Genomic DNA, 13486 nt, shown 5'->3' on the forward strand with positions numbered 1-13486 from the left:
CCCCGGTCTTGCGACAGGGGCGTTTTGAGTGACAAGCCATATCGGGAATAACCCGCGATCAACCGGCCCGGCGCAACAACCAGACCCCGGCCAGGGCGCAGACACCGGCCGGTACCAGCACCGCAAACAGCGGCGAGAAACCGAACACCAGGCTTGAAGGCCCGAGCAAATCCTGGACGATGCGGAAGGTGAAGCCCACCAGTACACCGGTAAAGACCCGCTGACCGAGGGTCACCGAACGCAGCGGGCCGAAGATGAAGGAAATCGCCATCAGCACCAATGCGGCGGTCACCAGCGGCTGCAACACCTTGACCCAAAATGCCAGCCAGTAACGACCGTTGCTCAGGCCCTGGTCAGCCAGGTAGTGGATGTAACTCCACAGACCGCTGATCGAGAGAGATTCAGGCGCCATCACCACAGTGCTCAGCAGTTGCGGGCTCAGGGCTACCTCCCAACGCTCCACGGGAGTCGTCACCACTTCGGTGTTCTTCTCATGGAACAACGTGGTCGTGACGTCGCTCAGTTGCCAGTGATCCGTGTCGAATTCCGCGCGCTTGGCGAAGCTCGAAGACAGTATGTGGCGTTGATCGTCGAAGCGATAACGGGTCACGCCGTACAGCAGACCATTGGGTTGCACAGAGTTGACGTGGATGAACTCGTCACCCTGCCGGTGCCACAGACCGTGCTTGGCGCTTTGCGCGTCGCCACTGCCCTGGGCCAGCGAACGATTGGCCTGAGCGGTAACTTCCGTGGCCGGCGCGACGTATTCACCGATCACCAAGCCCACCGCCATCAAAAGCAGCATCGGCTTCATGACCGCCCAGACGATTCGCCCGAGCGACACGCCCGCAGCGCGCATGATGGTCAGCTCACTATGACTGGCCAGACTGCCGAGGCCGATCAGGCAACCGATCAGCGCTGCCATCGGCAACATGTCATACAGACGGCGCGGCGCAGTCAGCAGCACATAGCTCAGGACATCCGCCAGCGTATAGGTATCGCTGACGTCGCCCATCTCATCGATGAAGGCAAACAGCGTTGCCAGACCCAGAATGATCCCCAGTACCGCCAGGATCGCCATGAACACGCTGCTACCAATGTAGCGATCGAGCTTATCCACGGGCCACCTCCAGCGCACTGCGGCGACTCGCCATCTTCAAGCGCAACGGCTCCCAGTACAGCAAGCCCAGACCGATGAACAGGAAGATCGCGTGCACCCACCACAAGCCCAATGCCGCCGGGATCTTGCCCTTTTCGAGGGCGCCGCGAGCGGCAATCAGGATGGTCAGGTAAGCCATATAAAGAAGAATCGCCGGCAGCAGCTTGAGGAAACGGCCCTGGCGCGGGTTGACCCGCGACAGCGGCACCGCCATCAGGGTCACGATAAAGACCAGCAACGGCAGAGACAGACGCCATTGCAGTTCGGTGCGCGAGCGGATGTCATCATTGCCCAGCAGGGAACTGGTGGTCATCGCATCGCGGTCGGTGACTTCGTCGCTGACGTCCGGTTTGGGCAGCAATACGCCGTACTCGTCGTATTTGATGGCGCGGTAGTCGGCCTGCCCCGGATTGCCGTCGTAGCGGTAGCCGTTGTCGAGGATCAGATAACGGTTGCCGTCGGGGCGAATTTCCTGGCGCCCCTTCTCGGCCACCAATACGGAAATCCCGCGATCCTTTTTGTCGGAATTTACATTTTTTTGCGAAATGAACACGCCGCCCAGATTGATGCGGTCATCCGACAATTGCTCGGTATAGGTCACCCGAGTACCGTCGCGCAGGGCCTGGAAGCGGCCGGGCTCAAGGGTATCGAATTCAGTCAGTGCGTCCTGTTTGTTCAGCAGCAGCTGGAACTGGTTGGCACCTTGTGGCGCCAGGCTCAGGCTCAGCCATGCCACCACCAGCGCAACCAGCGTGGCCGGAAACAAAGTGATGCGAAACAGCCGCTGCTGGCTCATGCCGGTGGCCGACAACACGGTCATTTCGCTGTCGAGGTACAGACGACCGTAGGCCAGCAAGATCCCGAGAAACAGCCCCAAAGGCAGGATCAACTGCAGGAAACCCGGCAGACGGAAGCCCATGATCAGGAACAGCGACCCCGGATCCAGGGCACCAGCGGCCGCCTGGGCGAGGTATTTGATGAAGCGCCCGCTCATGATGATGACCAGCAGCACGGCGCTGACGGCGCTCAAGGTCAACAGGACTTCGCGGGATAGATAACGGAAGACAATCAAACCAGACACTCCAGGGTTGTCAGGCTAAGCGGCCAAACAAACAAACGTATCGGTCGGCCCGCAGGGCAGAGCCGCCGAAAAAGATGGCGCATTATCCTGTGATTGGGTGCGCCTGTCACTGCGCATGCTCAAGCAGACACCGGAACCACCGAAGTTCGCACGACCGAGGGTTGTCAGGCGCCATTAGCGAGGTTCAAACTGCGGCCTTTGTCGCTGGCACTGCTCCGGCGCCTTCCTACTTATAAGCAAGCCTTTGCGCGTCGCGCACATTGACCATTAATTCAGGGACCCGGACATGGAACTGGTTGTAAAAAGCGTTAGCCCGGAAACGTTGAAGACCGCCACGCTGGTGGTCTCCGTCGGCGAAGGCCGCAAGCTCGGCGCCGTTGCCAGACAACTCGATGAGCTGAGCGGTGGCGCCATCAGCGCGGTACTCAAGCGCGGCGACCTGGCCGGCAAAGTCGGCCAGAGCCTGTTGCTGCACAGCCTGCCTAACCTCAAGGCCGAGCGCGTGCTGCTGGTGGGCGTGGGCAAGGATGAGGAGCTGGGCGATCGCCCGTTCCGCAAAATCATCGCCGGTGTACTCAATACCCTTAAAAGCCTGGGCGGCAGCGATGCAGTGCTGGCGCTGGATGAAGTCGTGGTCAAAGGCCGCGACAGCTATGGCAAGACCCGCCTGCTGGCCGAAACCCTGGTGGATGGCGAATATAGCTTCGACCAGTTCAAGAGCCAGAAAGCCGACCCGCTCTCCCTGAAGAAAGTCACCCTGGTGACCATCAAGGCAGCACAGGCTGAAGTCGAACGCGCCGTGGCCCACGCCACCGCCATCGCCAACGGCATGGCCTTCACTCGCAACCTGGGCAACCTGCCGCCAAACATCTGCCACCCGACGTTCCTGGGCGAGCAAGCCAAGAACCTGGGCAAAGAATTCAAGAGCCTGAAAGTCGAAGTCCTCGATGAGAAGAAGATCAAGGACCTGGGCATGGGTTCGTTCTACGCCGTCGGCCAGGGCAGCGCCCAGCCGCCGCGCCTGATCGTCATGCAATACAACGGCGGCAAGAAGTCCGAGAAGCCGTACGCACTGGTAGGTAAAGGCATCACCTTCGACACCGGCGGCATCAGCCTCAAGCCTGGCGCCGGCATGGATGAAATGAAGTACGACATGGGCGGCAGCGCCAGCGTGTTCGGCACCCTGCGTGCCGTGCTTGAGCTGAAACTGCCGATCAACCTGGTGTGCATCCTGGCCTGCGCCGAGAACATGCCGAGCGGCAACGCTGCACGTCCGGGTGACATCGTCACCACCATGAGCGGCCAGACCGTGGAAATCCTCAACACCGATGCCGAAGGCCGTCTGGTGCTGTGCGATGCCCTGACCTACTCCGAACGCTTCAAGCCGCAAGCGGTGATCGACATCGCTACCCTGACCGGCGCTTGTGTCGTCGCACTGGGTTCCCACACCTCGGGCTTGCTGGGCAACAACGACGAGCTGATCGGCCAACTGCTGAGCGCCGGCCAAGCCGCCGACGACCGCGCCTGGCAACTGCCGCTGTTCGATGAATATCAAGAGCAGCTGGACAGCCCGTTCGCCGACATCGCCAACATTGGCGGCCCGAAAGCCGGCGCCATCACCGCCGCCTGCTTCCTGTCGCGCTTCACCAAGAACCTGAACTGGGCGCATCTGGACATCGCCGGCACGGCCTGGACCAGCGGCGGCAAGGACAAGGGCGCCACTGGCCGTCCGGTTCCCCTGCTGACCCAATACCTGCTGGACCGCGCCAAAGCCTGACACCGATGACCCCGAGCGGTGCCACTTACTCGTGGCGCCGTTCAGGGCTCAGGAACCGCAATGACCAAAGTCGACTTCTATATCCTGCCCAGCGCCGATCCTTCGGCACGGCTGGATTTCGCCTGCAAGCTCACCGAAAAAGCCTGGCGCATGGGCCATCGCATTTACCTGCACTGCAGCGATGCCGCCCAGCGTGATGACCTCGATGCGCGTTTGTGGGCCTTCAAGGGCGAAAGCTTCGTGCCCCATGGTCCCGCCGAAAGCGAGCCAGACGGTTTGATTGTCCTGGGTCTTGGCGATGACTGCGGCCAGCATCAGGATCTGCTGGTCAATCTGGACCTGAAAGTGCCGGTATTTGCCAAACAGTTCGCCCGCGTGGCGGAAGTGGTGGTGGAAGATCCGACGATTCGTTCGGCTGCGCGGGAGAGTTTCCGTTTCTACCGCGAACAGGGCTATCCTCTGCAAGATCACCGTTTACAGCGACTCTGAGCATTCCGATGGACACTCCAAAACCGCAGCAAAATTCCGCGCATCTGCTGGATGACCTCGAGTCGATCCGCCAACTGCTCGGCGATGACAACCTGCAACCGCCCTTGCTGACCGACACGGTCATCGAAGGTGATCAGGAACAGATCCCCATGCTATTCGACACTGTCGGCAATGCGCCGCAACCGGTCGAAACGACACCGCCGCCTGCTCCGGCAGCGCAGCCGTCGCCTGCCACCAGCAAAGGCCCCGACGCCCTGCTGCACCTGGACAGCGAACTGCGCGCCGCCGCGCTATTGATCATGCAAGACGTAATCGACGACTTCGCCCCGCACATCGAAACCGAGATCAAACGCCGGCTGGATGCGCGAATGGAGCGGTTGCTCAGTCAGTACGAATAAACACCACCATTCCAGTGTAGGAGCTGCCGCAGGCTGCGATCTTTTGACTTTGATCTTCAGTGTTCTTGAAGACGCCAAAAGATCGCAGCCTGCGACAGCTCCTACAGGGTAAGACCCCTCTCCCTACACCCTACAAATTGCCTCCACATTTGATTCGCGCTGCTATTGATCTGCGCCCGGTCCGCACCCGCTCGCCCTACGCCCGATGCCCCGTTATACTTGCCGGCTTTCCTGAATAAATGCCAATAGGGTCCCGCCGCGCATGGATAAGACCTACCAGCCGCACGCCATTGAAACTTCCTGGTACAACACCTGGGAGTCTGAGAATTACTTCGCCCCGCAAGGCGCGGGCGAGTCCTACACCATCATGATCCCGCCGCCGAATGTCACCGGCAGCCTGCACATGGGTCACGGCTTCAACAACGCGATCATGGATGCCCTGATCCGTTTCCGCCGCATGCAGGGTCGCAACACCCTGTGGCAGCCGGGCACCGACCACGCCGGTATCGCCACGCAAATGCTGGTGGAGCGTCAACTCGAAGCTCAAGGCCAGAATCGCCATGATCTGGGCCGCGAAAAATTCCTCGAGAAAGTCTGGGAGTGGAAGGATCAGTCCGGCGGCAACATCAGCCGTCAGATCCGTCGCCTCGGCTCGTCCGTGGACTGGAGCCGTGAGCGCTTCACCATGGACGACGGCCTCTCGGAAGCGGTGAAAGAAGCGTTCGTGCGCCTTCACGAAGACGGCCTGATCTACCGCGGCAAGCGCCTGGTCAACTGGGATACCAAGCTGCACACGGCGATTTCCGACCTCGAAGTGGAAAACCACGACGAGAAAGGCTTCCTGTGGAACCTGAAATACCCGCTGGCCGACGGCGCCAAAACCGCTGAAGGCAAGGATTACCTGATCGTCGCGACCACGCGTCCGGAAACCATGCTCGGCGACGCCGCCGTGGCCGTTAACCCGAACGATGAACGCTACAAAGCCCTGATCGGCAAATTTGTCGAGCTGCCACTGGTCGGCCGCCGCATCCCGATCATCGCCGACGATTACTGCGACCCTGAATTCGGCACCGGCTGCGTGAAAATCACCCCGGCCCACGATTTCAACGACTACGAAGTCGGCAAGCGCCACAACCTGCCACTGCTGAACATCTTCGACAAGAATGCCCACGTGCTGCCGGCCTGTCAGGTGTTCAACCTCGACGGCACGCTTAACGAAAGCATCGACGGCAAGATCCCGGCCGAATACGCCGGCCTCGACCGCTTCGAAGCGCGCAAACAGATCGTGGCCGCGTTCGAAGCCGCCGGCCTGCTGGTCAGCGTCGACGATCACGCTCTGAAAGTGCCGAAAGGCGATCGCTCGGGCACCATCATCGAGCCATGGTTGACCGACCAGTGGTATGTATCGACCAAGCCATTGGCCGAGCCGGCCATCGCTGCGGTTGAAGACGGCCGCATTCAGTTCGTGCCCAAGCAATACGAAAACATGTACTTCTCGTGGATGCGCGACATCCAGGATTGGTGCATCAGCCGTCAGTTGTGGTGGGGCCACCGGATTCCGGCCTGGTACGACGAGTCGGGCAAGGTCTATGTCGGTCGCGACGAAGCCGAAGTGCGTGCCAAGAACAACCTCGGCCCGGACGTTGCGCTGCAACAGGACAACGACGTTCTGGATACCTGGTTCAGTTCGGGTCTGTGGACTTTCTCCACGCTCGGCTGGCCGGAGCAGACCGAATTCCTGAAGAAATTCCACTCCACCGATGTGCTGGTGACCGGTTTCGACATCATTTTCTTCTGGGTTGCCCGGATGATCATGCTCACCATGCACTTGGTGAAAAACGAAGACGGCACGCCGCAGGTTCCGTTCAAGACCGTTTACGTGCACGGTCTGGTACGTGATGGCCAGGGCCAGAAAATGTCCAAGTCCAAGGGCAACGTCCTGGACCCGCTGGACATCATCGACGGCATCGAACTGGAAGAGCTGGTGCAGAAACGCACCTCCGGCATGATGCAGCCAAAACTGGCGAAGAAGATCGAGAAGCAGACCCGCGACGAGTTCGCCGACGGCATCGCCAGCTACGGCACCGATGCCCTGCGCTTCACGTTCTGCTCGCTGGCATCGACCGGGCGTGACATCAAGTTCGACATGGGTCGCGTCGAAGGCTATCGCAACTTCTGCAACAAGATCTGGAACGCGGCGCGCTACGTGCTGGACAAGGGCGAAGACTGCGGTCAGAACGGCGAAGCTTACGAGCTGTCCCTGGCGGATCGCTGGATCATCTCGCAGCTGCAACGCACTGAAGCCGAAGTGACCCGCCAGCTCGATCAGTTCCGTTTCGACCTGGCCGCACAAGCCTTGTACGAGTTCATCTGGAACCAGTATTGCGACTGGTACCTGGAACTGTCCAAGCCTGTGCTGTGGGACGAAAACGCACCGGTCGAACGTCAGCGCGGCACCCGTCGCACGCTGGTTCGAGTGCTGGAAGTCGCGTTGCGCCTGGCCCACCCGTTCATGCCGTTCATCACCGAAGAAATCTGGCAGCGCGTCGCGCCGCTGGCCGGCATCGAAGGCAAGACGATCATGCTGCAACCTTGGCCAGTGGCCAACGAAGCACGCATCGACCAGGGCGCCGAAGACGACATCGAATGGCTCAAGGGCCTGATGCTCGGCACGCGGAACATCCGTGGCGAAATGAACATCGGCCCGGGCAAGCCGCTGAACCTGTTCCTGAAAAACGTCAGCGCCGAAGATCAGCGTCGTCTCACCGAGAACGAAGCGCTGCTGAAGAAGCTGGCGCGTCTGGAATCGATCACCGTTCTGAAGGCCGGCGAAGAAGCACCGCTGTCCGCCACCGCACTGGTTGGCGAGATGGAAGTGCTGGTGCCAATGGCTGGCCTGATCGACAAGGACGCCGAACTGGCTCGCCTGGACAAGGAAATCCTGCGTCTGCAGGGTGAAGTCCAGCGCGTCGGCGGCAAGCTGTCCAACGCCGGTTTCGTCGACAAGGCCCCGGCCGAAGTCATCGAGAAGGAACGCGCCAAACTGGCCGAAGCTGAACAGGCTTTGGGCAAGCTGGCCGAGCAGCATGCGCGGATTGCCAGCCTGTAACGGCAAGTCGCAACGAAACAGGGAGGCCAGATGGCCTCCCTTTTTTATGCCTGCCGCTTTCCTCCACACACCAAAAATCCCTGTGGGAGCGGCGAACTTTACAATTGGGTTCACAACGGCTGGATGTGGGACAATACCCGCCACTTTTAGCCATACCCGAATCGACAACGCCCATGAACGCCCCCCGCACACCAAGACCTGCGCGCAAGAAGCCTGACTCCGCCATCCCGGCCAAAGTCGTGGAGCCCCGCGAGAAGGCCAGCCTGCATCCGCGCAATCGCCATCAGGGTCGTTACGACTTCCCGGCGCTGATCAAAACCACGCCGGAACTGGCGAAGTTCGTGATCATCAACCCGTATGGCAAGGAAAGCATCGACTTCGCCAGCCCGGACGCGGTTCGGGTGTTCAACCGGGCGCTGCTCAAGTCGTTCTACGGCATCGCCCATTGGGACATCCCGGCCGATTACCTGTGCCCACCGGTTCCGGGTCGGGCTGACTACGTGCACTTTCTGGCCGACCTGCTGGCCAGCGTCAACGACGGCGAGATCCCTCGCGGCGCGCCGGTCAAGGTGCTCGATATCGGCATGGGCGCCAACTGCGTCTATCCGTTGATCGGCTACAGCGACTACCGCTGGCACTTCCTCGGTTCGGAAATCGACCCGACAGCCGTGGCTGCCGCCAAAGCCATCGTACAGTCCAACGGGCTGAACAAGGCCATCCAGCTGCGTCAGCAAAACAATCCCAAGCACATTCTGCTGGGCCTGCTCGAACCCGGCGAACGCTTTGACCTGACCATGTGCAACCCGCCGTTCCACGCCTCGATGGACGAGGCAACCAAGGGCAGCGAGCGTAAATGGCGCGCATTGGGCCGAGCCGACCCGAAACGCAAACTGCCGGTACTGAACTTTGGCGGTCAATCGGCCGAACTGTGGTGTGAAGGTGGCGAAGCACGGTTTGTGACGCAACTGATCGCCGAGAGCGCGCATTTCCAACACAAAGTGCTTTGGTTCAGCACCCTGGTCTCGAAAGCCTCAAACCTGCCTGCGATCCAGACGGCGCTGAAAAAGGCCGGCGTATTGGAAAGCCAGGTCGTGGAAATGTCTCAAGGGCAGAAACAAAGCCGCTTCGTCGCCTGGACGTTCCAGACTAAATCCGAACAGCAGGTCTGGCGCGAACGTTGGGCGCGTAAAAGCTGAGTAACTGACCGGCGCAGATCAACTGTGGGAGTGGGCTTGCTCGCACACATTGGTTCAGTGGTGTTGCAGGTCAATCGCTAAATCGCAGACACAAAAAAACCGTGCCCGGATTGCTCCGGAGCACGGTTTTTTTTAACAAGTCTTACTTGTTAACAGCGTCGGTCAGGCCTTTGGCCACAACCAGCTTGATAACTTTCTTGGCAGCGATTTCGATGGCAGCGCCAGTCGAAGGGTTGCGGCCGGTACGGGCAGGACGCTCAGTCACTTTCAGCTTGCCGATACCTGGCAGGGTGATTTCGCCGCCGTTTTCCAGCTGATCAGCAACGATTTGGCCCAGTTGGTCCAGAGCGTTACGCGCGGTGGTTTTTGGCGCGTCGATAGCTTCAGCGATGTCGGCGATCAGTTGGTCTTTAGTAAGAGCCATGTAATGTTCCTTCCCTATCAAATTCATATGGATTGCAGAGTGCAGTGTCAGCCATCGAGCCCGATCTTCTGGATCTGGCACCCTCGGCCATAACCACGACGAGTCGGGGTTATAGATACCGAAATCAGGGTTTGGTTCGACCTGACAAATGCTGAATGCACGCTTAACGCAGTGACTTCGCGTAAGACCGGGCAAAACTAGCACAGAGACGGGGAAATATCCGCCTCTAGCTACCCATTTGGTCAGCTTTATTGCTCTAAATCGGCAAAAAACTGCATAAGCGCCGGCGGACAGCTGCAAATTGCCCTTGGCACCACGCCAAAACCAGTGGTTGCGGTACACTGAGCGCTTTTTCGGGGGAGCACGCCCTCCTCTCTTCAATCAGCCGAGAAGCCCATGCCGATCCGTCATTGCATCGTCCACCTGATCGACAAAAAACCCGACGGCACACCCGCAGTTCTTCATGCCCGCGATTCCGAACTGGCCGAGTCCAGCGCCATCGAGAACATGCTTGCCGACCTCAACGAGAGCTACAACGCCAAACAAGGCAAGGCTTGGGGTTTGTTCCATGCCGAGTCCGGGGCGCATCCGTTCAGCGGCTGGCTGAAGGAATACCTCGATGGTGGTAAGGACTTCACAGCCTTCAGCCGGGTGGCGGTGGAACATCTGCAGAAGCTGATGGAAGAGTCGAACCTCTCTGTGGGCGGCCACGTGCTGTTCGCGCATTACCAGCAAGGCATGACCGATTACCTGGCCATCGCCCTGCTGCACCACAGCGAAGGTGTTGCAGTGACCGATCAGCTGGACGTGACTCCTTCGCGACATCTGGACCTTGGCCAGTTGCACCTGGCGGCGCGGATCAACATCTCCGAGTGGCAGAACAACAAGCAGTCCAAGCAGTACATTTCGTTCATCAAAGGCAAGAACGGCAAAAAGGTGTCGGAGTACTTCCGCGACTTCATCGGCTGCCAGGAAGGCGTCGACGGCCCCGGCGAAACCCGCACCCTGCTCAAAGCCTTCAGTGACTTCGTCGAAAGCGAAGACCTGCCGGAAGAGTCCGCGCGCGAAAAGACCAAGACCCTGGTGGATTACGCCAGCAGCCAGGCAAAAATGGGCGAGCCCATGGGCCTGGAAGAGTTGTCCGAGCTGATCGACGAAGAGCGCCCGAAAGCGTTCTACGATCACATCCGCAACAAGGACTACGGCCTGTCGCCCGAGATTCCCGCGGATAAGCGCACCCTGAACCAGTTCCGCCGCTTCACCGGCCGCGCCGAGGGTTTGTCCATCAGCTTCGAAGCGCACCTGCTGGGCTCGAAGATCGAATATGACGAAGAAGCTGGCACGCTGATCATCAAAGGTCTGCCAACCCAATTGACCGACCAGCTCAAGCGACGCAACTGATGCTCGGCGGCGTGTTGAAGAAATGCCTGCTGATCCTGCTGGTGGTCGTTGCTTACCAGAACTGGGGCAAGATCGAGCGGGTGTTTCACCCCTCGCAGGTGGTGTCCGAGCAGACCCAGACCAAGGCCAACGTCGTGCTCTACGCCACCGACTGGTGCGGCTACTGCAAGCTGACCCGGCGCTTTCTCGACCAGAAGGGTATTCCGTACAAGGAATTCGATATCGAGAAAGATGCCGGTGCACGCAAGGCTTATGAGGCGCTGGGCGGACGCGGGATTCCGCTGATCGATGTGAACGGGACCTTGATTCGCGGGTATGACCCGGACAAGGTTCTTGCGGCGCTGGAATAACCCACTGGCTCACACCATCCCTTGTGGCGAGAGGGCTTGCCGCCGTTCGGCTGCGCAGCAGTCGTAAACCCTATGCATGAGATTTACCGTTGAAATGCTGGGGCCGCTTCGCGGCCCCACGGGGGCAAGCCCCCTCGCCACAGGGTGTGCGTCAGCAAGCCTCTATGCGAAACCCGAACCGCGGAAAATGCACATGCACCACGCCAACCCGCTCGTCTTCGCGACGCAAAATCAACTCTTCGCTGCCCGCAAACAGCAACTCTCCCGCCACCGGATCAACGCCGTAATCGGTCGCGGCGACCACCACCTGCTGGCCAACCTCGAACCCGTTCGGCTCATCGAACTGCTCATCCGGCAATGCAGCCGGTGTGGCGTTGCGCGCGACTTCAAGCGCTTCCTCAGAAGTCATCTCGCTGAACGCGCCATGACCAAAGCCCATCACCCGGCCAAACCACGCCGACACGGCCGGATAAGCATCCACCAACGGTGACGTCACGTGCGTCGCTTTGAGGAACCACAGTGAATGGGCCAGGGCAAAGTCGGCAATCGACGGCTCGCCGAACAGGAAGTCACCCTGTTCGCGCTGAAGCTGTTGCTCCAGACGCGCCATGATCGTTGGCCACTGGTGCCGAGCCTGCTCGGCCGACAAGCGTGTGGCGCTGCCACCGCTGAACAAGCCGGCGCGATCGGCCAGGAACGCCTTGATCGCTTCCGGCGACAACTTGCCGAAGCGCACTGCCACTGACGCCGGCTGGAACACCAGGCTGACCGCATGCTGGAACACCACCGAATCGACCCACGCCGCGAAGGTTGCGGTGATCATTTCCTGGCCTTCCGGAAAGAACGCAGGCAAGGCTTTTTCCTGCTCCAGACGACGAGCCATCAGCGCGGTGTCGCAATAGATATCAGCACCAATCTGCAACACCGGCGTCTTGCGGTAGCCGCCGGTCAGCGCCGTCAGGTCGGGTTTTGGCATCACCGGCGAAATGTTCACCGAGCGCCAGGACAGCCCCTTGAAGCCCAGCAGCAAGCGGGCCTTTTCGGCGAAAGGGGACGTCGGGTAATGATGCAGAATCAACTCGGACATGCTCGGCTCCGCCGCTCGATAAGGAGCCAGCAGCTTAGCGCGCAATCCGCACGCGGCCTACCCATCGGCCTGATGGACGCTTATCAGTCAGATTGATAAGCCCGCAGCTGCGCTCGCCACCAGACATTCCTTGGCACTTTTCTTGAGTTTTTTGATCAGGCGTTCCTGGCGCAGTGCTTCGCTTTTGTCGCGGCAGACTTCGGTGTAGACCAGCGCCACGGCCGGGCTCGACAGGAAGAAGCGCGCGCCTTTGCCACTTTGGTGGGTGGCGAAACGGCGGACGGGATCGTCGCTGATCCCGCAGTAGAGCGAACCATTGGCCGCGCGAACGAGGTAGACGAACCAGGGTTTGCTGACGGGCAGCGTCGGTTCGGCGGCAATGACGGAAGATTCGCTCGAGGTGTTCACGTGACGATCAAGGCTTGTAGGAAACAAGCCGCGATCTTATCAGCGACTGGCCTGAAATGCCTTCAGCCCCTTCAACGCTTGAGCACGAACGGCGTTTTTCACCACCGGCGTCCAGCCCAACAGCAGCCCTTTGAAACCCAGCGCCTGACGCGACCAGCGCCACAGATCAAAACTGTCGTGATGCTCGCAGATCTTGCCGTCGCGAAACACGAAGCGCGCCTGGATGTCATTGACCACGGTATTGCCGGTCTGACTGAACAGGTAGGTCGCCACCCAATGGGCACCGCCCGTACGCTCATCACTGCGCACGTTATCGAAAGTCAGGGAGAAGTCCTTGGCCCGGGTGGTGAGCATGCGCCACATGTCGCCGGCATCGCGGCCACGCAGTTCGCCGAACGCCGGATCACTGAACACCACATCGTCGGTGTAGCAGGCGCTCATGGCCTCGGCATCCAACCGCTGGAAGGCTTGGTAGAACCGGGTGATCAAGGCGTTGTGGGCATCACTCATGGGCAAGCTCTCTGAATTGCAAAGTGGCGTCGAAAGATTGCCTGCACGATAGTCAACAATTGCGCAGAACACTATCGGCATTCGTGGCCCGAATACC

13 protein-coding genes are annotated in these 13486 nt (G+C 60.0%); 7 read left to right on the forward strand and 6 right to left on the reverse strand.

Going from position 1 to position 13486, the window contains the following annotated elements; genetic code table 11:
• Positions 1-58: 58 nt before the first annotated feature.
• Together lptG and lptF are read right to left on the reverse strand one after the other, a co-directional pair.
• Positions 59-1120: an LPS export ABC transporter permease LptG gene (gene lptG / locus MMG91_RS17205; RefSeq protein WP_253552653.1), complete on the reverse strand. Its 1062-nt coding sequence runs from the start codon at positions 1118-1120 to the stop codon at positions 59-61.
• Positions 1113-2231 carry an LPS export ABC transporter permease LptF gene (gene lptF / locus MMG91_RS17210; RefSeq protein WP_305446814.1) on the reverse strand — a complete coding sequence of 373 codons (1119 nt, stop codon included), beginning with the start codon at positions 2229-2231 and terminating at the stop codon, positions 1113-1115. Before lptF ends, lptG begins: the two co-directional genes overlap by 8 nt.
• 295 nt (positions 2232-2526) lie before the next feature.
• On the opposite strand from lptF, the gene MMG91_RS17215 reads away from it, so the two are divergent.
• The 5 genes from MMG91_RS17215 (at position 2527) to rlmF (ending at position 9209) form a co-directional block, all read left to right on the forward strand.
• A complete protein-coding gene (locus MMG91_RS17215; protein ID WP_310660228.1) occupies positions 2527-4017 on the forward strand; it encodes a leucyl aminopeptidase in 1491 nt (496 codons plus the stop codon).
• 60 nt (positions 4018-4077) lie between these two features.
• Positions 4078-4506 carry a DNA polymerase III subunit chi gene (locus tag MMG91_RS17220; RefSeq protein ID WP_305446816.1) on the forward strand — a complete coding sequence of 143 codons (429 nt, stop codon included), beginning with the start codon at positions 4078-4080 and terminating at the stop codon, positions 4504-4506.
• 8 nt (positions 4507-4514) lie between these two features.
• Positions 4515-4904, forward strand: coding sequence for a DNA polymerase III subunit chi (locus MMG91_RS17225; protein WP_305446817.1), 390 nt, complete (start codon positions 4515-4517; stop codon positions 4902-4904).
• Between the two features lie 262 nt (positions 4905-5166).
• Complete coding sequence (locus tag MMG91_RS17230; protein WP_310660229.1) at positions 5167-8013, forward strand: valine--tRNA ligase; 2847 nt, start codon at positions 5167-5169, stop codon at positions 8011-8013.
• A gap of 173 nt (positions 8014-8186) precedes the next feature.
• Positions 8187-9209, forward strand: coding sequence for a 23S rRNA (adenine(1618)-N(6))-methyltransferase RlmF (gene rlmF, locus MMG91_RS17235; protein ID WP_310660230.1), 1023 nt, complete (start codon positions 8187-8189; stop codon positions 9207-9209).
• 142 nt (positions 9210-9351) lie between these two features.
• Here rlmF and MMG91_RS17240 read toward each other — a convergent pair whose 3' ends face one another.
• Positions 9352-9633, reverse strand: a complete 282-nt coding sequence (locus tag MMG91_RS17240) for an HU family DNA-binding protein (RefSeq protein ID WP_007905514.1) — start codon at positions 9631-9633, stop codon at positions 9352-9354.
• Between the two features lie 396 nt (positions 9634-10029).
• On the opposite strand from MMG91_RS17240, the gene yejK reads away from it, so the two are divergent.
• Together yejK and MMG91_RS17250 are read left to right on the forward strand one after the other, a co-directional pair.
• Complete coding sequence (gene yejK / locus MMG91_RS17245) at positions 10030-11034, forward strand: nucleoid-associated protein YejK (RefSeq protein WP_223488966.1); 1005 nt, start codon at positions 10030-10032, stop codon at positions 11032-11034.
• A complete protein-coding gene (locus MMG91_RS17250) occupies positions 11034-11384 on the forward strand; it encodes a glutaredoxin family protein (protein ID WP_310660231.1) in 351 nt (116 codons plus the stop codon). Before yejK ends, MMG91_RS17250 begins: the two co-directional genes overlap by 1 nt.
• Positions 11385-11535: 151 nt before the next feature.
• Here MMG91_RS17250 and MMG91_RS17255 read toward each other — a convergent pair whose 3' ends face one another.
• The 3 genes from MMG91_RS17255 to MMG91_RS17265 form a co-directional block, all read right to left on the reverse strand.
• Entirely contained in the window at positions 11536-12471 is a 936-nt protein-coding gene (locus MMG91_RS17255) for a glutathione S-transferase family protein (protein WP_310660232.1), read from the reverse strand.
• Positions 12472-12558: 87 nt separating this feature from the next.
• A complete protein-coding gene (locus MMG91_RS17260; protein WP_305503204.1) occupies positions 12559-12879 on the reverse strand; it encodes a GIY-YIG nuclease family protein in 321 nt (106 codons plus the stop codon).
• Positions 12880-12918: 39 nt separating this feature from the next.
• Positions 12919-13389: a nuclear transport factor 2 family protein gene (locus tag MMG91_RS17265; RefSeq protein WP_123494436.1), complete on the reverse strand. Its 471-nt coding sequence runs from the start codon at positions 13387-13389 to the stop codon at positions 12919-12921.
• Positions 13390-13486: the final 97 nt, after the last annotated feature.

The organism is Pseudomonas sp. JL3, from assembly GCF_031570575.1.
GTDB lineage: Bacteria > Pseudomonadota > Gammaproteobacteria > Pseudomonadales > Pseudomonadaceae > Aquipseudomonas > Aquipseudomonas cucumis.

Excerpts from the sequence above, each read along its gene's own strand:
- MMG91_RS17215 (WP_310660228.1), top strand. The coding sequence starts at position 2,527 with ATGGAACTGGTTGTAAAAAGCGTTAGCCCGGAAACGTTGAAGACCGCC.
- MMG91_RS17220 (WP_305446816.1), top strand. The coding sequence starts at position 4,078 with ATGACCAAAGTCGACTTCTATATCCTGCCCAGCGCCGATCCTTCGGCA.
- MMG91_RS17225 (WP_305446817.1), top strand. The coding sequence starts at position 4,515 with ATGGACACTCCAAAACCGCAGCAAAATTCCGCGCATCTGCTGGATGAC.
- MMG91_RS17230 (WP_310660229.1), top strand. The coding sequence starts at position 5,167 with ATGGATAAGACCTACCAGCCGCACGCCATTGAAACTTCCTGGTACAAC.
- rlmF (WP_310660230.1), top strand. The coding sequence starts at position 8,187 with ATGAACGCCCCCCGCACACCAAGACCTGCGCGCAAGAAGCCTGACTCC.
- MMG91_RS17240 (WP_007905514.1), bottom strand. The coding sequence starts at position 9,633 with ATGGCTCTTACTAAAGACCAACTGATCGCCGACATCGCTGAAGCTATC.
- yejK (WP_223488966.1), top strand. The coding sequence starts at position 10,030 with ATGCCGATCCGTCATTGCATCGTCCACCTGATCGACAAAAAACCCGAC.
- MMG91_RS17250 (WP_310660231.1), top strand. The coding sequence starts at position 11,034 with ATGCTCGGCGGCGTGTTGAAGAAATGCCTGCTGATCCTGCTGGTGGTC.
- MMG91_RS17255 (WP_310660232.1), bottom strand. The coding sequence starts at position 12,471 with ATGTCCGAGTTGATTCTGCATCATTACCCGACGTCCCCTTTCGCCGAA.
- MMG91_RS17265 (WP_123494436.1), bottom strand. The coding sequence starts at position 13,389 with ATGAGTGATGCCCACAACGCCTTGATCACCCGGTTCTACCAAGCCTTC.